We start from the raw sequence: 25,412 nt of genomic DNA on the forward strand, positions 1-25,412 counted from the left end.
CCTGAAGAAGGGCCAGACCGTCGACCAGCGCGAGATCGTGCGCAAGCTGGTCGCGCTCCAGTACAAGCGCAACGATGCCGCCTTCCAGCGCGGCAATTTCCGGGTGAAGGGCGACAATCTCGAAATCTTCCCGTCGCATTATGAAGACACCGCCTGGCGCGTGTCGTTCTTCGGCGACGATATCGAGGAGATCACCGAATTCGATCCGCTGACCGGGAAGAAAATCGCCAGCCTGAACTACGTCCGTGTGTTCGCCAATTCGCATTATGTGACGCCGGGACCGACGCTCAAACAGGCGATGGAGGCGATCAAGCACGAGCTCGCCGAGCGGCTCAAGGAATTGCAGATCGAAGGCAAGTTGCTCGAAGCGCAGCGGCTCGAACAGCGGACGAACTTCGACCTGGAAATGATTGCGGCGACGGGATCTTGTGCCGGCATCGAGAATTATTCGCGCTTCCTGACCGGCCGCCTGCCGGGCGAGCCGCCGCCCACCTTGTTCGAATATCTGCCCGAGAATGCGCTGCTGTTCGTCGACGAGAGCCACCAGACGATCGGCCAGATCAACGGCATGGCGCGGGGCGACCATCGGCGGAAGATCACGCTGGCCGAATATGGCTTCCGCCTGCCGTCGTGTATCGACAACCGGCCGCTACGCTTCAACGAATGGGACGCGATGCGCCCGCAGACCACCTATGTCTCGGCGACGCCCGGCGGCTGGGAAATGGAGCAGACGGGCGGCGTGTTCGCCGAACAGGTCATCCGTCCGACCGGGCTGATCGACCCGCCGGTCGAGATCCGCCCGGTCGAGGAGCAGGTCCAGGACGTCATCCAGGAATGCAACAAGACCACAGCGATGGGCTATCGCACGCTGATCACCACGCTGACCAAGCGCATGGCCGAGGATCTGACCGAATATATGCACGAAGCGGGGATCAAGGTCCGCTACATGCATTCGGACGTCGAGACGCTCGAGAGAATCGAGCTGATCCGTGACCTTAGGCTCGGGGTCTACGACGTGCTGGTAGGGATCAACCTGCTCCGCGAGGGGCTGGACATCCCCGAATGCGGGCTGGTCGCGATTCTCGATGCCGACAAGGAAGGGTTCCTGCGTTCGGAGACGTCGCTGATCCAGACCATCGGCCGCGCCGCGCGCAACGTCGAGGGTCGAGTGATCCTCTACGCCGACCGCATGACCGGCAGCATGGAGCGCGCGCTCAACGAGACCAACCGCCGCCGCGAGAAGCAGGACCAGTACAACCGCGAGCACGGCATCACGCCGACCCCGATCAAGCGCAACATCGGCGACATCATCGCGCATGTCGCATCGAAGGACCAGGTTACGGTCGAAATCGACGAGCAGCGCCCGCACATGGTCGGGCACAATCTGCGCGCTTACATCGAGGACCTCGAGAAGAAGATGCGCAAGGCCGCGGCCGACCTCGAGTTCGAGGAAGCGGGCCGCCTGCGCGACGAGATTCGCGCGCTGGAGGCGGAGGAACTGGGCATTCCCTCGGAAGACCGCGTCATCCCGCCACCGATGGGCCGATCGAACGAAGGCAAGCCGGGCACGCGCAAGACGCGCTACGGCAAGGTGCAGAAGAAGTTCGGGAGCGGGAGCCGGCGGTAAGGCTCCGCGAATTGGGTCCGGTTGGATGCTGCGCGCGCGCCGAGCCCTTGCCGTCACCCCGGCCTTGTGCCGGGGTCTGCCGGGCGGCTGCTGCTGAATGCGCGGTTCCTGCTCGAACTGCGCAGCCATGACCAAGACGCCCGGCGGATGCCGGCACAAGGCCGGCATGACGAACTAGGATAGTGAGCGACGCGGCGAGGGTGATGCGAGACGGCGCGATTAGCCGACCGCCAAATCCTGCGTGCCCGCGCCATAATAATTCGCCAATCGATCCACATAGGCCTGGTCGAAATCCGGCGCCGTACCCGACCAGTTCGGCCCGCCTTCCAGCGTCTTGGGCTCGACGCTCGCGACATAGGCATCGGCGGCGAGGTCGTACGCCAGCAGCGAGATCGGCACCGCGTAGAAATGCTTGCCGACGCCCAGGAACCCGCCGAGGCTGAGCACCGCGTACATCGCGCGTCCCGAGCGCTTGTGGACCATGAAAGCGTGTAACGTACCGATCGTCTTGCCGCCGTCGCGGCTCCTGACCTTCATCGTCTCGGCCAGGGTCGCCGCCACCAATGGCTGAATGCTCGTCTCGGCCACTTCTACCCTTTCGCGGTTCGATCCGAAACGATCGTAGCGCGACGGTCGTCGCCGATCCACGCCCGAATGCCGCTTTCGGGTTGAGGCGCGCGGCGCTCGCCGCCATGATCGGGTGATGCGCTATACGTTTGCCGCCGCCGCCGCTTCGATCGCCCTGTTGCTTGCCGGTTGCGTGCCACCGCCCAAGCCGGCACCAGAGGTCCGGCCCGCGCCGCCGCCCGTCGTGCGGCCGAGCCCGCCGCCCGTGGTCACGCCCCCGCTCGGCGCCGACTGGAACGACTGGCCGTTCACACCGGGCGACTGGGCCTATCGCAAGGATGGGGTCGGGTCGATCGCGCTGTTCGGCCCGCCGGGAGGCGATGCGCTGCTGATGCTGCGCTGCGACCGCACGCGCGGCGCGATGTACCTGTCGGTCCACGGCCCGGGCGACGCGGCGACGATCCGGACGACCACGTTGACCCGATCGATTCTGCTGCGGCCGACCGGCGGCGATGCCGGCTATGTCGCGAGCCAGGTGGTGCCGAGCGACGCGATGCTCGACGCCATGGCGTTCAGCCGCGGGCGGTTCGTGGTCGAGCGCACCGGCGCGGCGCCGCTGGTCGTACCGCCTTATGCCGAACTCGGCCGCGTGATCGAGGATTGCCGGGGATAGACTCGCCTCTCCGAACGTTTTTCGGCGCGAGGAGAAAAGCGATGATCCGCAAGCTCAAATCGGGCGAATACCGCCTTTATTCGCGCAAGGTCGATCCCAAGACGCACAAGCGCCGCAATCTCGGCACCTTCGACACGCGCGAGGGCGCCGAGAAGCACGAGCGCGAAGTGCAATATTTCAAGCGGCACTAATCTGTCGCTGCGTTGGTCGCCTTCCTCAATTCTCCCCCGCCAGGGGAGGTGGCAGCCGCAGGCTGACGGAGGGGGCGGTCAGCTGCCACCCACCGGCATGCGTCCTCCCCCTCCGTCGCGCTACGCGCGCCACCTCCCTCTAGCGGGGCAGGATTTTGGGAGTCGCAATCGCCTCATCGCAGGAAAAGGAAAGCCCAATGGCCGCGAAGAAATGGTCGCAGGATGTGACCGAACATTCCAACGCGCTCGATCTGGCGAAAGACGTGTTCACCCGCGACGACCCGAAATCGATCGCGCTGTCGCTCAAACGCTCGGCCGAGCATAGCAAGCGGCGCAAGAGCTCCCCGTTCCGATCGGCCATGTCGATGCTGACCTTTTACATCAATCGCGCGGGCAAAGATCTGCCGGCGAAACAGAAGAAGGTTCTGGAAGAGGCAAAAGACGAGCTACGCGCCGCATTCGGGCGCTGATCAGCATAGGCGAAAGAGATTCGTCTATTTTACCGAACATTACAAGACTTGAATTGCGGACTCGCACGATTCACATTGGGGTCGTGGCCAGTGTTGGTCACGGTGTTTCAACAAGCGAAAGGAGGTGATCCGATGTCTCATGGTTCAGCAATGGGGTCGGTTCAGTTCGTTCGGGGGACGCGCCGCTAAGTCCGCCGATCCTGTGCGGGGGGTATTCTCCCTCAATCAACGCACGGGATCACAGGAATAGCGGTTCGCATGGTCCTCCGGGCTGGAGCTTCCGGCCGCTGACCATGTCAGGAGGTTGCCGGGGACGAAAATCCCCGGCAGCCTCTTTTCATTTGTGGGCGATGCGCGAATAGCGGCGGCGCATGTCCGGTTTCCAACTTCCTTACCGCGCGCTGACGCCGATCGCCTGGATCAGGCGGCGCTTCCGCGCGAGCGAATTGTGGTTCGTCGGGCTGGCCGTCGCGATCGGCGCGGCGTCGGGGCTGCTGACCGTCGTGCTGGGATCGATCGCGCGTGGGCTGCAGGCGCTCTCGTTCGGACTGCCCGCGCATATCCGGCTGAGCGCGGTGGAGCGACTGTCGCCGGTCCAGCTCGCGATGCTGCCGCTCGGCGGGATCGTGCTGGCGCTGTTCTCGCTGGCGGTGCGCGCGCGCAAGCGGACCTTGGTCGACGCGGTCGAGGCGAACGCGCTTCACGGCGGGCGCATGTCGGTGATCGACAGCCTGATCATCGCCGTCCAGACCGCGATCTCCAACGGTTTCGGCGCCTCGGTCGGGCTCGAGGCGGGCTATGCCCAGCTCGGCAGCGCGGCGGCCTCGGCGACGGGGCTCGCACTCGGGACGCGGCGTGGCGATTTGCGCATCCTGGTCGGTGCCGGGGCGGGGGCATCGATCGCCGCCGCGTTCGGGGCGCCGCTGGCCGGCGCCTTCTATGCCTTCGAGATCGTGATCGGCGCCTATACGCCCTCGGCGATCGCGCCGGTCGCGGCGGCGGCGCTGGCCGGGACATTGGTCGCGCACCTGCTCGGAGCGCCACCCTATGCGGTCGAGGCGGTCAATTCGTCGATCGCGGTGCCGGGCGATCATTACATCCTCTACAGCCTGTTGGGCGCGGTCTGCGCGGTGATCGCGATCATATTGATGCGGGCGGTCGCGGCGGTCGAGGCCGGCACCCGGCGCGTCGGCCTGCCGAGCTGGGCGCGCCCGCCGATCGGCGGGCTGCTGATGGTGCCGATCGCCGCGCTGTCGCCCCAGGTATTGTCGGCCGGCCATGGCGCGTTGGGTGCCGACCTCGCGATCGGCGCGTCGCTGACCTTCATCGCGGTCGTGCTGGTGGCCAAGGCGATGGCGTCGATCGTCTCGCTCGGTTTCGGGTTCAGGGGCGGATTGTTCTTCGCGTCGCTGTTCATCGGCACGTTGGTCGGCCATTTGTTCGCCGGCGTGGTCCAACTGATCGCCGGCTACCAGGTGCTGCCCTCGGGCGATGCGTCGCTGGTCGGCATGGCGGCGATGGCGGTGGCGATCATCGGCGCGCCGCTGACCATGGCGATGCTGGTGTTCGAGACGACGAAGAGCTTTCTGCTGACCGGCGCGGTGCTCGCCGCGTCGCTGATCGCCTCGACCATCGTGCGCGAGATGTTCGGCTACAGCTTCTCGACCTGGCGGCTCCATTTGCGCGGCGAGACGATCAAGAGCGCGCGCGACGTCGGCTGGGTGCGGTTGCTGACCGCGGGGCGGATGATGCGGCGCGAAGTCCAGGCGATCCCGGCGGCGGCCACCGCAAGCGAATTCCGCCATCGCTTTCCCCTGGGCGCGGTCAGTCGCGTGGTGGTGACCGATCCGACCGGCGACTATGCCGGGATCATCGCGCCGTCGATGGTCTATGCCGAGGGAGTCGGCGCCGATGCCGCGGTCGGCACGTTGATCAAGACCGCGCTGCCGCCGCTCGCCCCCGAGGACAATATCATCGAGATCATGGCCAAGTTCGACGCCAGTCAGGCAGACGAACTGGTCTTGGTCGAACATGACGGCGTGGTGCTTGGCACCTTGTCGGAAAAGTTCGTCCGCAAGCGCTACGCGGAGGAACTCGAAAAGGCACAGCGCGACCTGTTCGGGGAATAGTGCCCCAAGCTAGAGGCCATGATTGAGCAAATCCTCCCCATCGTAGATGGGGAGGGGGGCCATTCGCGCAGCGAATGGTGGAGGGGAAATGCCCCGTCCTCGCGGCTGCGCCGCTGCGGCCCCTCCACCACCGCCTTCGGCGGCGGTCCCCCTCCCCATGCGAGCATGGGGAGGATTTTCTCACGCGATGTCGTACGCCTCGACGTCGAACCGCTTCATCATCCTGGCGAATTCGGCGGTGTTGCCGGCCCAATTGTTGGGCATGACGCCGTCGGCGGTCTTGTACCAGCTACCGCAGCCCGCCGCCCAGGCAGTACTCGCCAGCCGTTTCTGCAGCATCCGATTGTAGGTCTGGTGGACCTCGGGCCTGACCGTGATGCGGCGCGCTTCGCCGCGTGCGACCTTGAGGATCGCGGGCAGGGCATATTCCATCTGTCGTTCGACCATGAAGATGATCGAATTGTGCCCGAGATTCGTGTTGGGCCCATAGAGCAGGAACAGATTGGGGAAGCCCGCCACGGTGGTGCCGCGATAGGCGCTGGCGCCCGCCGCCCAGGATTCGGCCAGGCTGCCGTGCGGTCCATGGATCGCGATCGGGGAGACGAAGCCATGCGTCTCGAAACCGGTGGCCCAGACGATCGTGTCGAGGTGGACCTGGGTCCCGTCGGTCAATCGCACGCCGCCGGGCTCGATCCGCTCGATTGCGCGCGTTTCCAGTGCAACGTTGTCGCGCGTCATCGCCGGATAATAATCGTCGGACACCAGGGTGCGCTTGCAGCCGATCGGGAAATCGGGAGTCAGCTTGGCCCGTAGCGCCGCGTCGGGCACCGTCGCCGCGAGATAATCATGCGCCATCCGCTCGAGCTCGCGTGCCTTCGCGCCGCCAGGGCGCGCGATCGCCGGGTGGATCGCCTCGAGCCGCCGCCAGATCAGCGCGCGGAACGTCTTCCGCAATAGCGGCATCCGCGCGAACAGGCGCTTGGTGCTGTCCTTGATCGGCTCGTCGAGGCGCGGAATGATCCAGTGCGGCGAGCGTTGGAAAACCGTCAGATGCCCGGCATCCCGGGCGATTTCAGGCACGATTTGGATCGCGCTCGCGCCAGTGCCGATCACGCCGACCTTCTTGCCGGCGATCGGCGCGTCGGTGCGCCAGCGCGCGGTATGGATCTGCGCGCCGGCAAAATTTTCGCGGCCCGGCAGGTCGGGAGTCCGCGGACGGTTGAGCTGCCCGGTGGCGACGACCAAGGTGGGCGCACGCCAGCGATCGCCGCCGGTCGAAGCGACCGTCCAGTGCGCGCTTTCCTCGTCCCAATCGGCGCTGGCGACCTCGACCCCGAGCCGCAAGTGCGGTGCGATGCCGAAGCGATTCGCCTGGGCGCGGAAATAATCGAGGATCTCGGGCTGGCGAGCGTACAGTCGCGACCAATGCGGGTTGCCGGCGAAGCTGTAGCTGTAGAGGTGACTCGGCACGTCGCAGCCCGAGCCGGGATAGCTATTGTCGAGCCAGGTACCGCCGACGTCCCCGCTCTTTTCCAGGACGACGAAATCGACTCCGGCCTGCGTCATCCGGATCGCGGCGAGCAGGCCCGACATGCCGGCGCCGATGATGATCACCTGGGTTTCGATTAGGGCGGTCATGCATGCAGCATAGCCGCAGAAATTTCCTCGTCACCCCGGACTTGTCGACGGCTCAACGGTGCCGCAAGATCACACTGGTTCGGTGTCGCGGCACCGTGGATGCGGGCTTGAGGCCGGCATGACGAATGGGGGGAATCAATGCGTCTACCTCTAGCGTGGCTCTTACTCGCGACCCCGCTGCCCGCCGTAGCACAGAGTGTGCTCACCTCGGACGCCGTCACCGAGCAATCGATCGATGAATTGCGCGCCCGATTGGCGAGCGGCGGTGTGACGAGCGAGCAGATCACGCGCGCCTATCTCGACCGGATCGCCCGAATCGACCGCCCGGGCCCGACGTTGCGCGCGATCATCGCGCTAAATCCCGACGCGCTCGCCCAGGCACGGGCGAGCGACGCGCGGCGCAAGGCGAAGAAATTGCTCGGCCCGCTCGACGGCATTCCGATCTTGGTCAAGGACAATATCGAAACCAAGGATCCGGTCGCCACGACGGCGGGCAGCCTCGCGCTCAAGGACAATGTTACTCATCGCGACGCGCCGGTCATCGCCTTGTTGCGCGCGCAGGGCGTCGTAATCCTGGCCAAAACCAACCTCAGCGAATGGGCCAATATCCGCTCGACCAAAGCGATGAGCGGATGGAGCGGCATCGGCGGCTTGGTGCGCAATCCCTATGGCCTCGACCGCACCGCCTGCGGCTCGTCGAGCGGGACCGGCGCGGCAGTGGCGGCGAGCTTCGCCGCGGCGGGGCTGGGGACAGAGACCGACGGATCGGTGGTCTGCCCGTCTTCGATCAACGGGCTGGTCGGGCTGAAGCCGACGCTGGGCCTCGTCAGCCGAACCTATGTCGTGCCGATCAGCCACAGCCAGGATACGCCGGGGCCGATGGCGCGCAGCGTGCGCGATGTGGCGACCCTGTTCTCGGCGATGGTCGGCAGCGACCCGGCGGATCCCGCGACCCGGGACGCCGGCAAGTATCGCCAGGATTTCACCGCGGGGCTGGCCGGCGCCTCGCTCAAGGGCGTGCGGATAGCGGTCTATCGTCCCGACATGACGCCGCCGGTCGCCGCGCGGTTCGATCGCGCGCTCGCCGTGCTCGAGGCGCAGGGCGCGGTGCTGGTCGACGTCCAGCGGCCCAAGACCGACGGCATGGGCGACGCCGAATTCGACGTGCTCAAATTCGAGCTCAAGACCGATCTCGACAAATATCTTGCCTCGACCCCGCCCAGCGTGAAGACGCGCACGCTCGACGACGTGATCGCGTTCGATAGCGCCAATGCCGATGCCGAGATGCCCTATTTCGCGCAGGAATTGTTCGACATGGCGGCGAAGTCGAAAGGCGTCGACGAGCCGAGCTACAAGGCGCAGCGCGAGAAATCCTATGGCCTGGCCAAAGGGGCGATTGACGGCATGCTCAAGGAAGCGAACGCGGCGATTCTGGTGCAGCCGACCTACGGCCCGGCCTGGCTGAGCGATCCCATCTACGGTGACCAATATAACGGCCCGAGCTCGTCCGAACTGCCGGCGATCTCCGGCTATCCCAATCTGACCGTGCCGATGGGGCTGGTGCGCGGGCTGCCGACCGGGGTGTCGTTCATCGGCCCCGCTTATAGCGACGGCAAGCTGCTCGAAGCGGGCTATGTCTATGAGCAGGCGTCGAAGGCGCGGGTCGCGCCGGACTACGCGCCGACGGCGGATGCCGGTGCGGAGGTCGATGGCAAGCGCTGAGCCCGGGCAGCGAGCGGCCTATTGGTGTTCGAGCAGTTCCTCGCGCACGGTCACGGCGCGGAGCGAAGTGCGGACCTCGATGGTGAAACAGACCAGCGCGGCGATCAGCAGCAGCATCGCCAGCGTGAAGCTGAGCGCGACCATCGTCGCGATGTGCAGGCCGATCAATTCGGCGATGAACAATTGCGCCACTACGAGGCAGGTCATCACCGCGCTCGACACCGCCAGGAACAGCCCCGCGTTGATGATCTTGATTCGCCGGTCGAGGATGCGGAGTTCCCAGACGTATCGGTCGCGCTCGGGTCCGCTCGCCGCCGGATGCAGTTTCTCGAGATCGCGCACGCGGTCGACCACGCGCGCCATCCGCCCGACCAGGACGTTGAGCAACGCGCCGATACCGGTCAGCATGAAGACCGGCGACAGCGACAATTGGATCGTCTGGGCGATGGTCGAGACGGTATTGGCCTGCATGCCGGACATCATGGCGGTGCCCGCGCGTTTAGGAAAGCGGAAGGAGAGCCGGATGCTGAGCTATACGGTCGACGAGGCAGCGGGCGTCATCGACTTGCTGGTCGACGGCGAGATTACGCGCGCCGATTACGAGACGCTGATCCCGGTGCTGGAAGCGCAGATCGCACGGCACGGCAAGCTGCGCGTCGTCGAGACGGTGCGCAAGCTGGGCCCGATCGACCCGTCGTTATGGTGGGAGGATCTGAAATGGGTCGTCCGGCATCGCGGCGTCGTGGGGCGCGCGGCGGTGGTGACCGACCACGGCTGGATCGGGCCGATCACGCGGGCGGCGGGCGCGCTCTTTTCGGGCGAGATGCGCGTGTTTCCCGAGAGCCAGGGCGACGCCGCACGCGCGTGGGTACGCGAAGCTTGACGAGCTTCTACACCAACACGGCTTGGTAACGGCTCGCGCGTATAGCCGCGCGCATGACCAAGCCGATGCTTCTCAGCGAATTCACGCGCCTGCCCCCCGTCATGCGCGCCACGGCGTTCGATGGGCTGTCGGCGCTGATCGATACCGTCGCCGAGGGCGCGGTCGAGAGTCATCGCTTCCTGCGCTATCAATGGTTCGCGGCGTCGCTTGCCGCTTATGGCGGGGCGGCGCGGACGCTGGTCGTCGAACGCGACGGCCATCCGGTTATCGCCTTGCCGATCGCGGGCTTCGGGCCCGAAGCGGCGCGGCTGGCGACGATTCCCGGCTGCTATTGGCCCTTCCGCGGTTTCCCCGCGCTCGCCGATGCCAGTGACGCCGCGTTCGACGTGCTGGTCGATCGCCTGGGACAAGAGGTCAACGGCTTGCGCGTCGGCCCATCCTATGATGGCGATCTGGCGGTCACGGCGCTGGTGGCGGCGGCGAAACGGCGGGGCTGGGGAGTGCTAGATCGCCGTGTCGCCGATTCCTACCTGCTCGACATGGCGGCGGCACAGAGCGAAGGGAGTTGGCCGCGCGCATCCACACTCAAGAAGAATCGCTTCCACGAAAAGCATCTCGCCGAACATGGCGCGCTCGACTGGCGGTTCCTCAGCGGCATCGAGCTTCTGGCGGGCGGGTTCGACCAACTCGCGGCGATCGAGGAAAAGAGCTGGATTGCCGCCCGCACCGATGGCGGCGACGCCAAGTTCACGCGCAAGGGGCATGGCGCGTTCTGGCGCCAGGCGGCGGCCGATCCGGCGATCGCCGAGATGATGTGGGCGGCGCTGCTGACCGTCGACGGCGTGCCGGCGGCTTTCTCGTTCGACCTCAATCTCGGCACGCTCAAATATGCGATCGCCAACAGCTACGACCCGGCCTTCGCCAAGCATTCGCCGGGGAAATTGCTTTATTACCGCAACCTAGTTCGCGCGCTCGGCGACGGAATGACGCAGGTCGATTGGGGCGCCGGCGACAGCGGCTACAAGGAAACGATCGGCGCGGAACAGGGCCCGGCGGTCCGCGATTGGCTGTTGCTCAAGCCCGGCGCGCCGGCGATGTTGGGACGAGTGCTGAAGGGATTGTGGCAGCGCAGCGGGCAGGCCTAAGACGCTCTCAACATCTTCAATTCGTCATGCCGGGCTTGTCCCAGCATCCGCCGTGAAGCTGGGCCTTCCCCAAGAGATCGTCGCGCAGCGCTTGCCGCCCGGTGGACCCCGGCACAAGGCCGGGGTGACGATTGTTCCTGGTAGACGAAGTGGCCGATAACACCGGGTCTCTAAGTCGATACAATCCGCCAATCGATGCTAAGCTGCGTCGTCATCTTCCGGACGCGCGGCCAAGCCCAGCGAGAATCCCTTTGTCTCGGCCACAACCAGTGCCGCGCGGACTGCGTCGGTGATCGCCTTGCGTGTCACCCCCGACCCCGCGTGCAGCTTCAAGGTCAGCGTGTTCTTGTTGGCATTGGCGGTCATCGCCAGCCGCCCGGTCGGGCCGCGCAACTCCGCGGCATCCTCGGGGGAGGGGGCTGCCGCCGCGTTCAATTGACGGAGCACTTCCGCGGCGGGGTAGGGCGCCAGGCCATCGACGCGCCGTGCGGCCTGGGCGCGCGCGATCTGCGCTGCCGTCGCCATGATCAGCGGGCCGGCGGGGCCGTCGATCTTCTGCGCGAGCGTGTAAGCGGGTTTGAGATGGAGGTCGCCGGGCGAGCCGAAGGCGGCGAGCAATTGGTCGGGGAGCGCCGAGACGCGGATCATCTTGGACAGCCACGACTTGGATAGCGCCAGTCGCTCGGCCATTCGCGTCAGATGGCCGGCATAATGATCGTGGAGCGCGGCGGCGTAATTGCGCGCGCGCTCGATGTCCGACACGTCCTTGCGCGCGCGATTCTCGAGATCGGCGAGGCGAAATGCGGCCTCGTCGTCGAGGATCTCGACCTGGATCAGGAAGCGCAGCGACGGCATGCTGGTCGCGCGCAGATACGATACCGCGAAATGCCGCCGCGTGCCGGCGATCACTTCATATTCGTAGAGAGCGTCGTCGAACACGGGGCGGACGATCGCCGCGACCTTCTGCATTCCCTCGGTCGCGATCGACTGGATCAGGTCGCGGCAATTGTCGGGACTGAGATCCTCATAGATGCGGGCATTGCCCGGCCAGATGCGGACGCGCGCCGGGTCGACGAGGAATTGCATCGCCTCATAAGCCCATTCGTCGCGGCGGCGCGGCTCGACTGGAGGAGCGGTTTCCGCGGGCATCGCCGGGACGGGCATGGATTGCGGCGCTTCCGCCTCCGCGCGCGCGCGGTTGAACAGGCTGGCGAAGCTGGGTTTGTCGCGACGCTCGGTCATCGCGGGTCACGATAGGCCGTGAGCGGGCGCGGCGGTAGCAGGAAATGCGCCGCCACGGCCTTGGCTTATTCGGCCATATAGGCAGCGAAACGTTCCGCCCAATCGGGATGCCAGCGTGACAAGGCCGGACGGTTCTCGATCACGTCGCCCATCGCCCAAGCCATGCGCTTCTCGTCCATGCCGCGCGTCACGTCATTGTCGGGGCAGAGGATGTAGAAATCGCCGGCGGCGAGGCGTTCCATCATGAACTCGACCACTTGCCCGGAAGACCAGGCGCCGGCCGGTTTCTCGGTCGCGCTGCTCATGCCGGTGAAGGTGAAGCCGGGGATCAGCAGATGCGCGGTGACGCGATCGCCGGCCTGCTCGCGCAGCGAATGGGCCAGGCCTTCGGTCAGCGCCTTCACGCCAGATTTGCTGACGTTGTAGGCGGTATTGCCGGGCGGCTGGGTGATGCCCTGTTTCGATCCAGTGTTGATGACGATCGCCGGCCCGTCGGCGGCGATCATCGCCGGCACGAATGTCTGCACGCCGTGGAGCACTCCCATCAGGTTGACCGCGATCACCCGGTCCCAGATGGCAGAACCTGACAAGGCATCGGCACCGCCATGGATGCCGGCATTGTTCATCAGCAGCGACACCGGCCCGAAGCGTGCGCGCACTTCCGCCGCCAGCCGCTCCATCGCGGCGCGATCGGACACGTCGACGACGAACGCCACGGCATCGCCGCCGATCGCGGTCGCGGCGTCCTCGACCTTGGCGACGGCATCGACCAGCACCACGCGCATCCCGTCCGCTGCGAAGCGCTGCGCCGCGGCTAGCCCGATTCCGCTCGCCGCGCCGGTGACTACCGCCAGCTTGCCGGCACCGATCACGGTTGCGAGGTCACTCATCGTCGATCCTTTGGTTGCCGGGAAATGTCAGCGCCGGATGTAGCGGAAGTACCAGACCTCGTGCCCCTGGCGCCGTGCCTTGCGCTCGTAACGCGTCTCGGGCCAGTCGTCGGGGCGGGTGAGGAAATCGTGCGGCGTCTCGGCGGTCCAGGCGAAATCGCTGCGCTGGTTCATGATCATCATCGACCAGCGGCAATAGGTCGGGTCGTCGGTCCCCAGCCGGAATTCGCAGCCGGGCTTGAGCTTGGCCGCGATCAGATCGAGCGGGCCGTGGTTGACCATGCGACGCTTGGCGTGCCGCGCCTTGGGCCAGGGATCGGGATGGAGCAGATAGACCCGGTCGAGGCTGGCGTCGGGCAGTCGCTCGACCACCTCTAGCGCATCGCCCATGTGCAGGCGGACATTCTCCAGCCCGCGGTCGCGGATATGCCCGAGCGCGCCGACCACGCCGTTGAGGAACGGCTCGCAGCCGATGAAGCCGTGATCGGGGCGCATCGCGGCCTGGCCCGCGAGATGCTCGCCCGCGCCGAAGCCGATCTCCAGTTCGAGCGGACGGTCGTCGCCGAACAGGATGGGGGCGTCGAGCGGACCGGCGGCCGGCAGCTCGACCCGCGGCAGCAATTCCTCGACCAGGGCACTCTGCCCCTGGCGCAATTTGTGTCCCTGGCGCCGGCCGTAGAGGCGCCGGATGGTGGTCGGATCGTTCATCGCGGCACCGCCTAGAGCGAGATGCGCCGAAAAGCCAATCGCGCGCGACCGCGCTTTATTTCGCCTTCAATCCTCCGGCCTCGATCGTGATGTTCTTGCCGCCGCGCGCCGCCGACGACACCGGGCGGTTCTTCATCACCGCGTCGACCGCGACCTCGGGCGCGGGCAGCTTGTCGAACGACGGATAGACCAGGGTCTGGTCGAGCAGCCCCACGCTCAGCTGATAGCCGGGATCCTTCGAATCGAGCGCGAGGCCGGGAAAGACGTTGATGACGCGGCCGGCGTCGCCCATCGCGATCGTATAGCCCGTGTCGCTGCCGACCGCACGATAGACGCCATATTCCTGCTTGGGCGCGCCCTCGCGGCACCAGATGACCGGAACCGCCTCGGCTTTCTCCTCGTCGGTCGGCTTGACCGTGGCCAGGGTCGCGCCGAGCAATGCGTCCATCATGTTGGGCGGCTTGATCTTCGCCCGTTTCGCATAAGTGAGCGGCGTCGCGCACGCGGCGACGGGGACGGCGGCATCGGCGTCGGCGATTCCGCCCGGCCAGCCGAGCGCCTTGATCACCTCGTCCAGCTTGGCATCGAGCGCGGTTGCGTCGAATTCCTGCGAGCTGATCCGCACCGCGACCAGCCACTCGCCCATCGGCATGATCGCCAGGCCGGTCGACTTATAGGGTCCCTTACCGGGGACGTAGATGCGGCGCAGCGCGGAGGTAGCCTTGCCGCCCGGCGGCGCGAACGCCGCCACGGCCGCCGCCGGCGTGGCATTGGCGTAGACGTCGCGCATCAAGATCTGCGCTTCGGAGCGATCGAACCACATCGGCACGCTCGCGAGCGCGGGGCGGAAGACATAGAGCGTGATGACGGTCGCCTGGCCGTCGCCATAATCGGCGAAGACGTCGATCTCGCTGCCGCTGTTGTCGCCGATCGAGCCGCGGGCGATCCCGAGCAGGCTCGGCGGGAGCGTGATTCCGGTCTGGGCATGTTTCCAAGGCGCGCCGGCGGGCGCCTCGATCTGCCTCTTGGACTCGGCCTGCACCGGCATGGCGATCGCCGCCGCGAGCAATCCTGCGACGATCAAGGACCTGATAGTCATCGAAACTTCCCCCGCTTTCCCGGCTGCGGAGGGTGCCAATATCGTCGCCGCGCCGCCAGCGAAAAAGGGCCGGGGATCGCTCCCCGGCCCTCATCATTTCAACCGATATCGTCGGGATCAGGCCAAAGCGGCCTTGAGGTCCTCGACCAGGTCGGTGCGTTCCCAGGGGAAGAAGTCGCCCTCGGGCTTGCGGCCGAAGTGACCATAAGCCGCGGTACGCGCATAGATCGGCTTGTTGAGGCCGAGATGCGTGCGGATGCCGCGCGGGGTCAGGCCGCCGAGCTTCTCGATCTTGTTGATCGCTTCTTCGATCTTGGCGTCATCGACCGAACCGGTGCCGTGCGTGTCGACATAGAGCGACAGCGGCTTCGACACGCCGATCGCATAGGCCAACTGGATCGTACAGCGCTTGGCGAGGCCGGCGGCGACGATGTTCTTGGCGAGGTAACGGGTGATGTACGCCGCCGAACGGTCGACCTTGGTCGGGTCCTTGCCCGAGAAGGCGCCGCCGCCATGCGGGGCCGCGCCGCCATAGGTGTCGACGATGATCTTGCGGCCGGTAAGACCCGCGTCGCCGTCGGGGCCGCCGATCTCGAACGAGCCGGTCGGGTTGATGTGATAGACGGTTTCATCGCTGAGCAGGTTCGCCGGCAGAACGTCGGCGACCACCGATTTCACGTAATTGTGAAGCTCGGCTTCCTTGTCGCCTTCGTCATAGCCCTTGCCGTGCTGGGTCGAGACGACGATCGCGGTCGCGGCCACCGGCTTGCCGCCGTCGAACTTCAGCGTGACCTGGCTCTTGGTGTCGGGCTCCAGGAACGGGGCCTTGCCCGAATGACGGTCGGCGGCCATGCGCTCGAGGATCTTGTGGCTGTAGTCGAGCGTCGCCGGCATCAGGTCCGGGGTCTCATCGCAGGCGAAGCCGAACATGATGCCCTGGTCGCCGGCGCCCTCGTCCTTGTTGCCGCTGGCGTCCACACCCTGCGCGATATGCGCCGACTGCGGGTGCAGGTTGTTCTCGAAGGTCAGGGTCTCCCAGTGGAAGCCCTCCTGTTCGTAGCCGATGCGCTTGACGGTATCGCGGACGGTCTTCTCGACCTCTTCCTTGACGCCCGGCGCCCAATTGCCGTCGGTGTCCATGATGCCGCGCCCACGGATTTCACCGGCGAGGACGACCAACTGGGTGGTGGTCAGCGTCTCGCACGCGATGCGCGCTTCGGGATCCTTCGACAGGAACAGGTCGACGATGGCGTCGGAAATCTGGTCGGAGACCTTGTCGGGATGGCCTTCGGAGACCGATTCGGACGTGAAGAGATAATTGGAACGCATGGAGTTTCCTCTGGGGTTCGGGGGAAAGCCGGGCCGTTGCCATGCCCATATAAAGCTTTCCTTATATGACGTCGGGCGTCCTAGCGGGCGAGGCGACGGATGGCAATCGCGCAAATCAGCAGAATCGCCGAGACGATCAGCGCCAGCCAATTGCCGAGGCGCGAGAAGAGCGTGGGGGCGCCACGCGCGACCGGGCCTTCGATCGCGCCGGCCTTGCCCATCGCGATGCTCTGCCGGATCGAGCCGTCGGGATCGATGATCGCCGAGATCCCGGTCGGGGTCGCGCGGACGATCGACAATCCTTCCTCGATCGCACGGAGCCGCGCCTGGGCAAGATGCGCGGGCGGCCCCATCGTGCCGAACCACGCGTCGTTCGACGGATTGAAGATGAAATCGGGCCGATCGTTCGGGTCGACGACGTGCCCAGAGAAGATCACTTCGTAACAGATCAGCATGCCGACCTTGCCGAAGCCGGCGACGGTCATGGTGCGCGGACCGGGGCCCGGGATGAAGTCGACGTCGCCGGGCACCAGCCGCGACAGGCCGATCGCTTCCAGCAGCGGTCGCATCGGCAGATATTCGCCATAGGGGACGAGGTGCGCCTTGTCGTAGCGGCCGTGGAGCCGGGCGTCCGCACCGATCACTGCGATCGAGTTGGTCGCCGCGGTCATGTTCTCGGTCTTCTTGTCGAAATACATGCCCTGCGTGCCGGTCAGGATCGTGTCGTGGTCGCCGAGCAACGCGGCCATCCGCATACGCGCGGTCTGCGCGCTGCCCAACTCCTGATAGACGTAAAGCGGATAGCCGTCCTCGACGGGGAAACGGATCGCGCCCTCGGGCCACAGAATCAACCTGGAGCGGTCGGGATCGGGCTTGCCCGACAGCCGGGCGAGCGCCTGGAAATTGGCCTCCGCATAATCATCCGTCGGCCTCGCCTCTTCGGGAAGGTTCGGCTGCACGACCCTGACGACCGGCGTGCCGGCGGCCGGCACCGGATCGATCCGCACGGTCGGGAACCAGAGCAAGGAGACGATCGGCACGACGGTGATCAACGCCAATTGCCAGCGACGCTGCGCTAGCAGCATCAGCGCGCCCGCGACGACCACGGTCAGGCCCGACAGCGTGTACGTCCCGACGAACCGCGCCGCCCCGGCGATGGACAATTGCGGGATCCAGATGACGGCGAGCGGGTCCCAGGGATAGCCGGTGAACAAGGTGCCGCGCAGATATTCGGTGGCGGTCCAGCCGGCGCCGGCGACCAGCACGAATGCCGCGTCCGGGCGAGGAGCGGGGTCGCCGGAGGCGGCCCGGCTGCCGATCCGCCAGGCGACGCCGGCCGCCAACATCGGGAAGATCGCCAGATAGGCGGCGACCAGAACGACCGCGATATAGCCGAGTTGCGGCGGCATCTTGTCCTGAAACACGAAGGGCTGCTGGATCCACAGATTGGCGACGGCCATGTGGCCGAGCCCGAACAGCCAGCCGATCCCCAGCGCGTGGCGCAACCACCGGGCCTCGTGGACGAGAAACAGCCAGAGAGCGAACGCTACCAACGCCAGCGGCCACAATGCCCAAGGTTCGAAGCCCAGGCCGGACAGGGCCCCAAGCGCCAAAAGAAGCAGGCGACGCAACCAGATCACAATGAGTGCACCGTCCTCTCAATCGTCATGCCGGGCTCGTCCCGGCATCCATCGTGCAGCAGGTGCCGCGCCCGGTGCGTATGCGGAACGGTGGACCCCGGCACAAGGCCGGGGTGACGTTTGGGGCGGCGGGGAGTAGCAGGCAGTCATGCTCAGACCTTTCCACCTCGCCTTTCCGGTCCATGACCTCGACGCGACACGCGCCTTTTACGGCGGCACGCTTGGCTGCCCCGAAGGGCGCAGTTCGGACAGCTGGATCGACTTCGACCTGTTCGGTCATCAGATCGTCGCGCATCTCGATCCCGCAGCGAAGCCGGTCGCGGTCGAGAATGCGGTGGACGGCCATGACGTGCCGGTGCCGCATTTCGGCGTGGTGCTGGCGATGCCCGATTGGCAGGCGCTCGCCGACCGCGTGAAGGCGGCCGGCATTCCGTTCGGGATCGAGCCGCATGTCCGTTTCGTCGGCCAGCCGGGCGAGCAGGCGACGATGTTCTTCCGCGATCCGTCGGGCAATGCGCTCGAGTTCAAGGCGTTCGCCGACGATTCGATGTTGTTCGCCACATGAGCGAGCCCATCGTCGTCGAAATGCCGCACAAGCTCGGCCTGGCGGAGGCGCGCCGGCGGGTCGATGCCGGTATCGGCAAGCTGTCGGGCTGGTTTCCGGGCGGGGCCGAGGTCGAGCACCATTGGGCCGCCGACGTGCTTCATTTCACCGTGGCGGCAATGGGCCAGCGGGTCGCATCGAGGCTCGACGTGCGCGAAGACAAGGTGATCGCGACGGTCGACTTGCCGCCGCTTCTCGCACTGTTCGCCGAGCGTATCCGCGCCAAGCTCGCCAAGGAAGCGCCGAGGCTGCTCGAATAGAGCGGTCGATCAGGCGCCGTTGCGGACCTCGATCACGCCGGCGCGCAGCAGCGCTTCGGTCGTCCGCGAGAATTCGGTGATCATCGCTTCGAGCAAGGGCTCCAGCGCGCGGTCCTGGATCGCGCCGGGGACCACTGTCACCCCGCCGCGCGGGTCCTCTACCAACAGGCCCGCCTCGATCATCTGCGCGACGTGGCGGCGCACGGTCTCGCGCGGCAGGCCGGTGGTCGCGGCGATCGCGCTGCGCGACATCGGCACCACCCATTCGCGCGGCAGCACCGCGGTCGCGGTGAACTCGCTCGGGATGACGCGCTCGCGCATCAGCTTCTGGATGTTGCCGACCGAGACGGTGCAATAGATCAGCACCACCGAAGGACTATGCCCTTCATGTCCGGTGAAGGTGCGGTGCATCGACAGGAACAGGTTGGTCAGCGCGAACATGGCGATGCGCCAATGATCGCTCATACGCTCGGGCACCGTAGCCACGCGGTCGCCAGCAGCCATCTGACTCACTCCCGCCCCCGAAACTAACCCATTTTGGGCAGTTTGGATGAAATCGTCAACGCACGAATGGGTCAAGTTCGTGTAAAGCAAAGGAATCGAGGGAAAAGAAGCGTGGCAACGCGCGGACCCTTCGGTGTCGTACGGGGTGTGCGGGCTGCACGGTCGGGGGGCCAGCTGCAGCCCGCCCCTTTCTCGATTACTTGCCCGATGGCTTGGATGACGCAGCCGGCGTCGGCGCGGGCTGCGGCGTGGCCGAGCTGACTCGCCAGATCTTGTTGCCCACGTCGTCCGCTACCAGCAGCGATCCGGTCGCATCGAAGATCACGCCGACCGGGCGACCGCGGGCCTGACCCTTGGCATCGAGGAATCCCGACAGCACCTCGACCTCCTTCGCGCCCTTGGCGGGAAAGCCGTTGTCGCCGAACGGAATGTAGACGACGTTATAGCCCGACACCGGCAGCCGGTTCCACGACCCGTGCTGGCCGACGAACGCGCCGTCGGCGAATTGCGGGCCCAGCCGCGAGTCGGCGGCGAACGTCAGGCCCAGCGCGGCGACATGCGGCCCCAGCGCGTAATCGGGACGCTTCACATATTCCTGCAGCCCCGGATTCTCCGGCTTCACGCGATGATCGGGATAACCGCCCCAATAGAACCACGGCCAACCGAAATTGTCGCCCGCCTCGACCGCGCTCAGATAGTCCGGAGGGGTGTCGGAGCCCAGCATGTCGCGCTCATTGACTACCGTCCAAAGCGCCTTGGTGCGGGGCTCGATCGCCAGGCCGATGGGATTGCGCGTGCCCGCGGCAAAGACGCGGAAGGTCTTGGTATCGGGAAAGACCTGAAGGATGTTGGCGCGGAATTTCTCCGCGTCCAGGCCATTGTCGGCGATGTTGGTCGACGACCCGACCGTCAGGTACAGGCTCTGCCCGTCTTCCGCGACGATGACGTTGCGCGCCCAGTGATTGCCGCCGCCGGGGTATTTGATCACGACCTCGGGCTTGGCGTCGATCTTCGTCTGGCCCGGCGTGAAGGGATAGCGGACCAAGGCATCGGTGTTGGCGACGTAGAGATACGGTCCGAGCAATGCCATGCCGTATGGCGAGTTGAGCCCGGTCAGGAACGGCTGTTTGACCTCCGCCACGCCATCGCCATCGGCGTCGCGCAACAAGGTAATGCGATTGGCCGAGGGCACGCCGGCGCCGCCCTTGTTGAGCAGATAATCCATCACCCAGCCGGCGATCCCGCCGCCCTTGCGCGGCGGCGAATTGGTCTCCGCGACCAGCACGTCGCCATTGGGCAACCGGTAGAGCCACCGCGGATGGTCGAGGCCGGAAGCGAAGGCGTTGACTTTCAAGCCCGCTGCCGGCGTCGGCATCTCGCCCTGCTTCCAACCGACGGCGTCGGCCACCTTGATCGTCGGCCAGATCTGGACTCGCGGCGCGCTGATGTCGGGACGGCTGCCGCTGACCGCGGCGACGCTCAGCCGCGCTTCGTCGGGCTGGGCGAAATAAAGATAGAGACTGCCCACCATGATGAGGACGAGGGCAAGACCGATCAGGATTCGCTGGCGCATGATATGACGATACTGGTCGCGCGGGGCGGGGGCAACGTTATCCCATCACCTGGACTTCGAAAGCCCGCATGGCCCGGCGCGAAAAGCGGCGCTTGCTGCCCTGTAAGTAAAGATCTATCTCCTAGCAAATCGATGGGATTATCCTGTGTCTTGTCCGTCCCCTGGACAAAACCGCGGCCCGGCCGTCCATAAATAGCCGGGCCGCCTCCCTTTCTTCGGCTCCCAACGAGCGATGCGTCGAGAACCAATATGCCTCCAACGCGTGGTTCGGTCCCACGTGGAAGTTCTAAACTTCGACTTGAAACGGAGAGCCGCCGGCGCCGGGGGGAAGGGGCGCCGGCGGCTGTGCCGGCCCCGAGGGGCCGACGGAACAGGGTCACGCGAGATCGTAGCGATCCGCGTTCATGACCTTGGTCCAGGCCTTGACGAAGTCGGCGACGAACTGGTCGCCGGCATCGGCCGAGGCATAGACCTCGGACAAGGCCCGCAATTGCGAGTTCGACCCGAACACCAGGTCGGTGCGCGTGCCGGTCCATTTGCGCTGGCCGGTATGGCGGTCGTTGCCCTCGAATTCCTCGTCCGCCGAATCGTCGATCTGGCGCCAGGCGGTGCCCATATCGAGCAGGTTGACGAAGAAGTCGTTGGTCAGCTGACCCGGACGGTCGGTGAACACGCCATGCTTCGAGCCGGCGTAATTGGCGCCGAGCACGCGCAGGCCGCCGACCAGCACGGCCATCTCCGGCGCCGACAGGCCGAGCAATTGCGCGCGGTCGACCAGCAATTCCTCGGTCGGCACGTTGAACCTGACCTGGAGGTAATTGCGGAAGCCGTCGGCGCGCGGTTCGAGCACGGCGAAACCTTCGGCATCGGTCTGTTCGGCGCTCGCATCGCCACGGCCGCTGGTGAACGGAACCGTCACGGTTCGTCCCGCGGCCTTCGCCGCCTGTTCGACGCCGACATTGCCGCCGAGTACGATGAGGTCGGCAATGCTGACCTTGCCCGCGCCGCCGAAATCGGCCTGGATGCCTTCATAGACCTTGAGCACCTTGGCCAGCTCGGCGGGCTCGTTGACTTCCCAGTCCTTTTGCGGCGCGAGGCGGAGACGGCCGCCATTGGCGCCGCCGCGATGGTCCGATCCACGATGGGTCGCGGCCGACGCCCAGGCGGTCTTCACCAGCTGCGCGACCGAGAGACCCGAGGCCGCGATCTTGCCCTTCAGCGTCGCGACGTCGCCATCGCCGAGTTTCGGGCCGGCGGGAATCGGGTCTTGCCAGATCAGGTCCTCCGTCGGGACGTCGGGACCGAGGTACCGCGCCTTCGGCCCCATGTCGCGATGGCAGAGCTTGAACCAGGCGCGCGCGAAGGTGTCGGCGAAATAGGCCGGGTCGGCGCGGAACTTCTCCATCACCTTGCGGTATTCGGGGTCCATTTTCAGCGCCATGTCGGCGGTGGTCATCATCGTCGGCACCTTGACGCCAGGCGTGTGCGCCTTGGGCGCGAGCGTTTCGGGCGGGTCGCCGACCGGATGCCACTGTTTTGCGCCCGCGGGGCTACGCGTCAGCTCGTATTCGTGATCGAGCAGCATGTCGAAATAGAGCATGGTCCACTCTGTAGGCTTCGGCGTCCACGATCCTTCGATGCCCGAGGTGATGGTATGGTCGCCCATGCCGCTTTCATGCCCCGACTGCCAGCCGAGACCCTGTTGCGCGATGTCCGCGCCTTCCGGCTCGGCGCCCACCAGGCTGGCGTCGCCCGCGCCATGCGCCTTGCCGAACGTGTGGCCGCCGGCGGTCAGCGCCGCGGTCTCCTCGTCGTTCATGCCCATGCGGTAGAAGGTCTCGCGGATGTCGCGGGCCGATTGCAGCGCATCGGGCACGCCGCCGGGCCCTTCCGGATTGACGTAGATCAGACCCATCTGGATCGCGGCGAGCGGCTCCTCGAGCGCGCGGCCTTCCTCCTCGTCGATGCGGGTCTTGCTGTTGGCGCTGCCGACCCATTCCTGCTCGGTGCCCCAATAGATGTCGCGCTCGGGCTCCCACACGTCCTCGCGGCCGCCGCCGAAGCCGAACACCGGCCCGCCCATCGACTCGATCGCGACGTTGCCGGCCAGGATCATCAGGTCCGCCCAGCTGAGCTTGCGGCCATATTTCTGCTTGATCGGCCACAACAGGCGGCGTGCCTTGTCGAGATTGCCGTTGTCCGGCCACGAATTGAGCGGGGCGAAGCGCTGCTGCCCGGCATTGGCGCCGCCGCGGCCGTCGCCGGTGCGATAGGTGCCGGCCGAGTGCCAGGCCATGCGGATGAAGAACGGACCGTAATGCCCGTAATCGGCCGGCCACCAGGGCTGGCTGTCGGTCATCAGCGCGGGCAGGTCCTCCTTGACCGCGGCGAGGTCGAGCGACTTGAATTCCTTGGCGTAATCGAAATCGTCGCCCATCGGATTGCCGCTGATCCCCTTCTGGTGGAGGATGTCGAGCGAGAGGTGATTGGGCCACCAGTCGCGGTTGGTCCGGCCGAGCAGGGTGCGCAGCGCCGCGGGCTCCTTGTTCGGATCGCTCAGCGGGCTACCGTCGGTAACAGCATCCATCACGTTCGTCCTCTCGTTCGCGCCGGTCGTTGCCGGCGTAGGGGGATTCTCATCGGATCGGGCGCGCAGCCGCGGTCGCGGCCCGCGCACCGGTTGTGACCGGTGCGGCCGGACGCTGCAATCATTTATGCGATGAGTTAATCTGATCTCCGCGAGCGGAAAAATCGATCAGTGGGAATCCGTTGCGCGCCTGGTGCTTTCCGTCGCCCCCGGCGATCGATCCGTCCCGTCGCCCCAGTCTAAACCGTCGCCCCAGCGAAGGCTGGGGCCTCAGGCGATGGCGCGATGCGGCTCGAGAACCCAGCTTTCGCTGGCGTGACGGTCCGCGGTTATGCCTCCGCCCCCTCCGGCACCGGCTTCGGCGGATGCAGCCGCAATTTCTCGATCCGGCGCGAATCCGCCTCGAGCACTTCGAGCGTCCAGCCCGACGGCGTTTCCAGGCACTCGCCCTTGGTCGGCACCCGCCCGGCGATCACCGCGGCGAGCCCGCCCAGTGTGTCGACATCTTCCTCATGCTCGGCGAGCTTGGGGTCGATCGTCTCGGCGACGTCCTCGAGTTCGACGCGCGCGTCGGCATCCCAGGCGCCGCCGTCGAGCGGCACGAGCAGCGCCTCGGGCGCCTCGTCATGCTCGTCCTCGATATCGCCGACGATTTCCTCGACCAGATCCTCGATCGTGACGAGTCCCTCGGTGCCGGAATATTCGTCGAGTACGATCGCGAGATGGACGCGCTTCGACCGCATGTCGGCGAGCAGATCGAGCGCGCCGCGCGACATCGGGACGTAGAGCGGTTGGCGGATCAAGGCGTCGATCGTCTCGGGATGCGGCGCGCCAGTCGCCAGGATGGCGAACACGTCCTTGACGTGGATCATGCCGATCACTTCGTCCAGGCTGCCGCGATAGACCGGCAGGCGACTATGACCGGCCTCGGCGAACAAGGTCACCAGGTCAGCGAAGCTGGTCTTCTCCTCGACCGCGGTGATGTCTGCGCGGGGCACCCCGACATCGCCCGCGTCGCGCTCGCCGAAATGCAGCAAATTGCGGACCATCTGGCGCTCGAGCGGCGTCAGGTCGCCCGCGGCGTCGGGGGCGGGGTCGTCCTCATGGCGTTCGATCACGTCCTCGAGCTGGTCGCGCAGCGTCGGTTCGTGCTCTCCGAACAGAGACTTCAGCTTGCGCCAGATACTGTCGCCGGCGTCGGTACTGGGGCCCTCGGGCATTGTGGTCGTTCAGTCCTCTTCGATCAGATAGGGATCGGCGATGCCGAGCGAGGCGAGCGCGTCGGTCTCGATCGCTTCCATCGTCTCGGCCTCGCGGTCGTCGATATGGTCATAGCCTAGCAGATGCAGCACGCCGTGCACGATCAAATGAGTCGCGTGCGTTTCGACCGCGATGCCGCGTTCCGCCGCCTCCACCGCGCAGACGCCATGGGCGAGGACGATGTCGCCGAGCAGCACTTCGCCATCGTCCGAATTCTGCGTTACCGTCTCGAGCAGGTCGGGTTGCACCATCGGGAAGCTGAGGACGTTGGTCGGCTTGTCCTTGTGCCGATACTGGCGGTTGAGGACATGGACCTCGTCGTCCGAGGTGAGCCGAAGCGAGATCTCGACCGCGGCGGGAATGGTCAGCAATTCGCCATGCGGCGTGCGGTCGATCGCCGCGCGCGCGGCGCGATCGGCGAGGGCGTCCCAATCGTGCTCGGGCCAGGGGGATTCGCTGGAGACGGCGATCTCAAGCATCAGTAGCCCCTCCCCTTCAGGGGAGGGGTTGGGGTGGGGCAGCGCGTCAAGCTGAGTCGTTTTTGGAGAGGCCCCACCCCCAACCCCACCCCCGAAAGGGCGGGGCCGAATTTTGCTTCACCCCCCACCCCCATTCCCCCCCAAAACCCACGACCATACCCCCGACCATCGGGTGGGGCCCCACCTCCCCGG

At 66.2% G+C, this 25,412-nt stretch carries 24 protein-coding genes; 10 read left to right on the forward strand and 14 right to left on the reverse strand.

The features are described 5' to 3' along the window. On the forward strand, positions 1-1,627 hold a 1,627-nt coding region (gene uvrB, locus ACTHJR_RS20650; protein WP_440525304.1), incomplete at its 5' end, for an excinuclease ABC subunit UvrB. 219 nt (positions 1,628-1,846) lie between these two features. Here the strand turns inward: uvrB and ACTHJR_RS20655 are convergent. Next, positions 1,847-2,215: a PRC-barrel domain-containing protein gene (locus ACTHJR_RS20655; protein WP_440525305.1), complete on the reverse strand. Its 369-nt coding sequence runs from the start codon at positions 2,213-2,215 to the stop codon at positions 1,847-1,849. Positions 2,216-2,330: 115 nt separating this feature from the next. On the opposite strand from ACTHJR_RS20655, the gene ACTHJR_RS20660 reads away from it, so the two are divergent. From ACTHJR_RS20660 to ACTHJR_RS20675, 4 genes are all read left to right on the forward strand, one after another. Beyond that, positions 2,331-2,867, forward strand: coding sequence for a hypothetical protein (locus ACTHJR_RS20660; RefSeq protein WP_440525306.1), 537 nt, complete (start codon positions 2,331-2,333; stop codon positions 2,865-2,867). Between the two features lie 41 nt (positions 2,868-2,908). After that, positions 2,909-3,058 carry a hypothetical protein gene (locus ACTHJR_RS20665; RefSeq protein WP_157082174.1) on the forward strand — a complete coding sequence of 50 codons (150 nt, stop codon included), beginning with the start codon at positions 2,909-2,911 and terminating at the stop codon, positions 3,056-3,058. Between the two features lie 197 nt (positions 3,059-3,255). Next, a complete protein-coding gene (locus ACTHJR_RS20670) occupies positions 3,256-3,528 on the forward strand; it encodes a DUF3175 domain-containing protein (protein ID WP_440525307.1) in 273 nt (90 codons plus the stop codon). 371 nt (positions 3,529-3,899) lie between these two features. Next, positions 3,900-5,657, forward strand: a complete 1,758-nt coding sequence (locus tag ACTHJR_RS20675; RefSeq protein WP_440525308.1) for a chloride channel protein — start codon at positions 3,900-3,902, stop codon at positions 5,655-5,657. A 180-nt stretch (positions 5,658-5,837) separates the two neighbouring features. Here ACTHJR_RS20675 and ACTHJR_RS20680 read toward each other — a convergent pair whose 3' ends face one another. Next, entirely contained in the window at positions 5,838-7,295 is a 1,458-nt protein-coding gene (locus ACTHJR_RS20680; protein ID WP_440525309.1) for a flavin-containing monooxygenase, read from the reverse strand. 138 nt (positions 7,296-7,433) lie between these two features. Here ACTHJR_RS20680 and ACTHJR_RS20685 point away from each other — a divergent pair, with 138 nt between their 5' ends. After that, complete coding sequence (locus tag ACTHJR_RS20685) at positions 7,434-9,017, forward strand: amidase (RefSeq protein WP_440525310.1); 1,584 nt, start codon at positions 7,434-7,436, stop codon at positions 9,015-9,017. 18 nt (positions 9,018-9,035) lie between these two features. Here ACTHJR_RS20685 and ACTHJR_RS20690 read toward each other — a convergent pair whose 3' ends face one another. After that, complete coding sequence (locus tag ACTHJR_RS20690) at positions 9,036-9,500, reverse strand: DUF2721 domain-containing protein (RefSeq protein ID WP_440525311.1); 465 nt, start codon at positions 9,498-9,500, stop codon at positions 9,036-9,038. A 40-nt stretch (positions 9,501-9,540) separates the two neighbouring features. Between ACTHJR_RS20690 and ACTHJR_RS20695 the strand changes: the two genes are divergently transcribed. Further along, the gene (locus ACTHJR_RS20695; RefSeq protein WP_440525312.1) at positions 9,541-9,900 is read left to right on the forward strand and encodes an STAS/SEC14 domain-containing protein; all 360 of its coding nucleotides are present in this window, start codon (positions 9,541-9,543) and stop codon (positions 9,898-9,900) included. Between the two features lie 53 nt (positions 9,901-9,953). Then, the gene (locus tag ACTHJR_RS20700; RefSeq protein ID WP_440525313.1) at positions 9,954-11,045 is read left to right on the forward strand and encodes a GNAT family N-acetyltransferase; all 1,092 of its coding nucleotides are present in this window, start codon (positions 9,954-9,956) and stop codon (positions 11,043-11,045) included. Positions 11,046-11,243: 198 nt separating this feature from the next. Here ACTHJR_RS20700 and ACTHJR_RS20705 read toward each other — a convergent pair whose 3' ends face one another. The 6 genes from ACTHJR_RS20705 to lnt all read right to left on the reverse strand — a co-directional run bounded on the left by ACTHJR_RS20705 (position 11,244) and on the right by lnt (position 17,953). Continuing rightward, the gene (locus ACTHJR_RS20705) at positions 11,244-12,287 is read right to left on the reverse strand and encodes a ParB/RepB/Spo0J family partition protein (RefSeq protein ID WP_440525314.1); all 1,044 of its coding nucleotides are present in this window, start codon (positions 12,285-12,287) and stop codon (positions 11,244-11,246) included. A gap of 65 nt (positions 12,288-12,352) precedes the next feature. Next, positions 12,353-13,177, reverse strand: coding sequence for an SDR family NAD(P)-dependent oxidoreductase (locus tag ACTHJR_RS20710; protein WP_440525315.1), 825 nt, complete (start codon positions 13,175-13,177; stop codon positions 12,353-12,355). Positions 13,178-13,204: 27 nt separating this feature from the next. After that, the gene (trmB, locus tag ACTHJR_RS20715) at positions 13,205-13,885 is read right to left on the reverse strand and encodes a tRNA (guanosine(46)-N7)-methyltransferase TrmB (RefSeq protein WP_440525316.1); all 681 of its coding nucleotides are present in this window, start codon (positions 13,883-13,885) and stop codon (positions 13,205-13,207) included. 55 nt (positions 13,886-13,940) lie between these two features. Beyond that, the gene (locus ACTHJR_RS20720; RefSeq protein WP_440525317.1) at positions 13,941-14,984 is read right to left on the reverse strand and encodes a hypothetical protein; all 1,044 of its coding nucleotides are present in this window, start codon (positions 14,982-14,984) and stop codon (positions 13,941-13,943) included. Positions 14,985-15,101: 117 nt separating this feature from the next. Next, complete coding sequence (gene metK, locus ACTHJR_RS20725; protein ID WP_440525318.1) at positions 15,102-16,313, reverse strand: methionine adenosyltransferase; 1,212 nt, start codon at positions 16,311-16,313, stop codon at positions 15,102-15,104. An 80-nt stretch (positions 16,314-16,393) separates the two neighbouring features. Continuing rightward, the gene (gene lnt, locus ACTHJR_RS20730; RefSeq protein ID WP_440525319.1) at positions 16,394-17,953 is read right to left on the reverse strand and encodes an apolipoprotein N-acyltransferase; all 1,560 of its coding nucleotides are present in this window, start codon (positions 17,951-17,953) and stop codon (positions 16,394-16,396) included. Between the two features lie 148 nt (positions 17,954-18,101). On the opposite strand from lnt, the gene ACTHJR_RS20735 reads away from it, so the two are divergent. Continuing rightward, a complete protein-coding gene (locus tag ACTHJR_RS20735; RefSeq protein ID WP_440525320.1) occupies positions 18,102-18,518 on the forward strand; it encodes a VOC family protein in 417 nt (138 codons plus the stop codon). Further along, positions 18,515-18,817 carry a polyhydroxyalkanoic acid system family protein gene (locus ACTHJR_RS20740; protein WP_440525321.1) on the forward strand — a complete coding sequence of 101 codons (303 nt, stop codon included), beginning with the start codon at positions 18,515-18,517 and terminating at the stop codon, positions 18,815-18,817. The genes ACTHJR_RS20735 and ACTHJR_RS20740 overlap by 4 nt, the downstream gene beginning before the upstream one ends. Positions 18,818-18,826: 9 nt before the next feature. Here ACTHJR_RS20740 and ACTHJR_RS20745 read toward each other — a convergent pair whose 3' ends face one another. The 5 genes from ACTHJR_RS20745 to ybeY all read right to left on the reverse strand — a co-directional run bounded on the left by ACTHJR_RS20745 (position 18,827) and on the right by ybeY (position 25,220). Then, entirely contained in the window at positions 18,827-19,321 is a 495-nt protein-coding gene (locus ACTHJR_RS20745; RefSeq protein WP_440525322.1) for a helix-turn-helix domain-containing protein, read from the reverse strand. Between the two features lie 196 nt (positions 19,322-19,517). Further along, entirely contained in the window at positions 19,518-20,894 is a 1,377-nt protein-coding gene (locus tag ACTHJR_RS20750; protein WP_440525323.1) for a PQQ-dependent sugar dehydrogenase, read from the reverse strand. A 376-nt stretch (positions 20,895-21,270) separates the two neighbouring features. Beyond that, a complete protein-coding gene (gene katG, locus ACTHJR_RS20755) occupies positions 21,271-23,481 on the reverse strand; it encodes a catalase/peroxidase HPI (RefSeq protein WP_440525324.1) in 2,211 nt (736 codons plus the stop codon). 329 nt (positions 23,482-23,810) lie between these two features. Further along, complete coding sequence (locus tag ACTHJR_RS20760; RefSeq protein WP_440525325.1) at positions 23,811-24,701, reverse strand: hemolysin family protein; 891 nt, start codon at positions 24,699-24,701, stop codon at positions 23,811-23,813. Between the two features lie 9 nt (positions 24,702-24,710). Beyond that, the gene (gene ybeY / locus ACTHJR_RS20765) at positions 24,711-25,220 is read right to left on the reverse strand and encodes an rRNA maturation RNase YbeY (RefSeq protein ID WP_440525326.1); all 510 of its coding nucleotides are present in this window, start codon (positions 25,218-25,220) and stop codon (positions 24,711-24,713) included. Positions 25,221-25,412: the final 192 nt, after the last annotated feature.

Source organism: Sphingomonas sp. (assembly GCF_051962185.1).
Lineage (GTDB): Bacteria > Pseudomonadota > Alphaproteobacteria > Sphingomonadales > Sphingomonadaceae > Sphingomonas.

What these genes read in the sequence shown, in the direction of transcription:
- ACTHJR_RS20685 (WP_440525310.1), top strand. Translation starts at nt 7,434, where the DNA reads ATGCGTCTACCTCTAGCGTGGCTCTTACTCGCGACCCCGCTGCCCGCC.
- ACTHJR_RS20675 (WP_440525308.1), top strand. Translation starts at nt 3,900, where the DNA reads ATGTCCGGTTTCCAACTTCCTTACCGCGCGCTGACGCCGATCGCCTGG.
- ACTHJR_RS20720 (WP_440525317.1), bottom strand. Translation starts at nt 14,984, where the DNA reads ATGACTATCAGGTCCTTGATCGTCGCAGGATTGCTCGCGGCGGCGATC.
- ACTHJR_RS20760 (WP_440525325.1), bottom strand. Translation starts at nt 24,701, where the DNA reads ATGCCCGAGGGCCCCAGTACCGACGCCGGCGACAGTATCTGGCGCAAG.
- ACTHJR_RS20690 (WP_440525311.1), bottom strand. Translation starts at nt 9,500, where the DNA reads ATGATGTCCGGCATGCAGGCCAATACCGTCTCGACCATCGCCCAGACG.
- ACTHJR_RS20700 (WP_440525313.1), top strand. Translation starts at nt 9,954, where the DNA reads ATGACCAAGCCGATGCTTCTCAGCGAATTCACGCGCCTGCCCCCCGTC.
- ACTHJR_RS20680 (WP_440525309.1), bottom strand. Translation starts at nt 7,295, where the DNA reads ATGACCGCCCTAATCGAAACCCAGGTGATCATCATCGGCGCCGGCATG.
- ACTHJR_RS20665 (WP_157082174.1), top strand. Translation starts at nt 2,909, where the DNA reads ATGATCCGCAAGCTCAAATCGGGCGAATACCGCCTTTATTCGCGCAAG.
- ACTHJR_RS20710 (WP_440525315.1), bottom strand. Translation starts at nt 13,177, where the DNA reads ATGAGTGACCTCGCAACCGTGATCGGTGCCGGCAAGCTGGCGGTAGTC.
- ACTHJR_RS20670 (WP_440525307.1), top strand. Translation starts at nt 3,256, where the DNA reads ATGGCCGCGAAGAAATGGTCGCAGGATGTGACCGAACATTCCAACGCG.
- ACTHJR_RS20750 (WP_440525323.1), bottom strand. Translation starts at nt 20,894, where the DNA reads ATGCGCCAGCGAATCCTGATCGGTCTTGCCCTCGTCCTCATCATGGTG.
- ACTHJR_RS20745 (WP_440525322.1), bottom strand. Translation starts at nt 19,321, where the DNA reads ATGGCTGCTGGCGACCGCGTGGCTACGGTGCCCGAGCGTATGAGCGAT.
- trmB (WP_440525316.1), bottom strand. Translation starts at nt 13,885, where the DNA reads ATGAACGATCCGACCACCATCCGGCGCCTCTACGGCCGGCGCCAGGGA.
- ACTHJR_RS20660 (WP_440525306.1), top strand. Translation starts at nt 2,331, where the DNA reads ATGCGCTATACGTTTGCCGCCGCCGCCGCTTCGATCGCCCTGTTGCTT.
- ACTHJR_RS20735 (WP_440525320.1), top strand. Translation starts at nt 18,102, where the DNA reads ATGCTCAGACCTTTCCACCTCGCCTTTCCGGTCCATGACCTCGACGCG.
- ybeY (WP_440525326.1), bottom strand. Translation starts at nt 25,220, where the DNA reads ATGCTTGAGATCGCCGTCTCCAGCGAATCCCCCTGGCCCGAGCACGAT.
- katG (WP_440525324.1), bottom strand. Translation starts at nt 23,481, where the DNA reads ATGGATGCTGTTACCGACGGTAGCCCGCTGAGCGATCCGAACAAGGAG.
- ACTHJR_RS20695 (WP_440525312.1), top strand. Translation starts at nt 9,541, where the DNA reads ATGCTGAGCTATACGGTCGACGAGGCAGCGGGCGTCATCGACTTGCTG.
- metK (WP_440525318.1), bottom strand. Translation starts at nt 16,313, where the DNA reads ATGCGTTCCAATTATCTCTTCACGTCCGAATCGGTCTCCGAAGGCCAT.
- ACTHJR_RS20705 (WP_440525314.1), bottom strand. Translation starts at nt 12,287, where the DNA reads ATGACCGAGCGTCGCGACAAACCCAGCTTCGCCAGCCTGTTCAACCGC.
- ACTHJR_RS20740 (WP_440525321.1), top strand. Translation starts at nt 18,515, where the DNA reads ATGAGCGAGCCCATCGTCGTCGAAATGCCGCACAAGCTCGGCCTGGCG.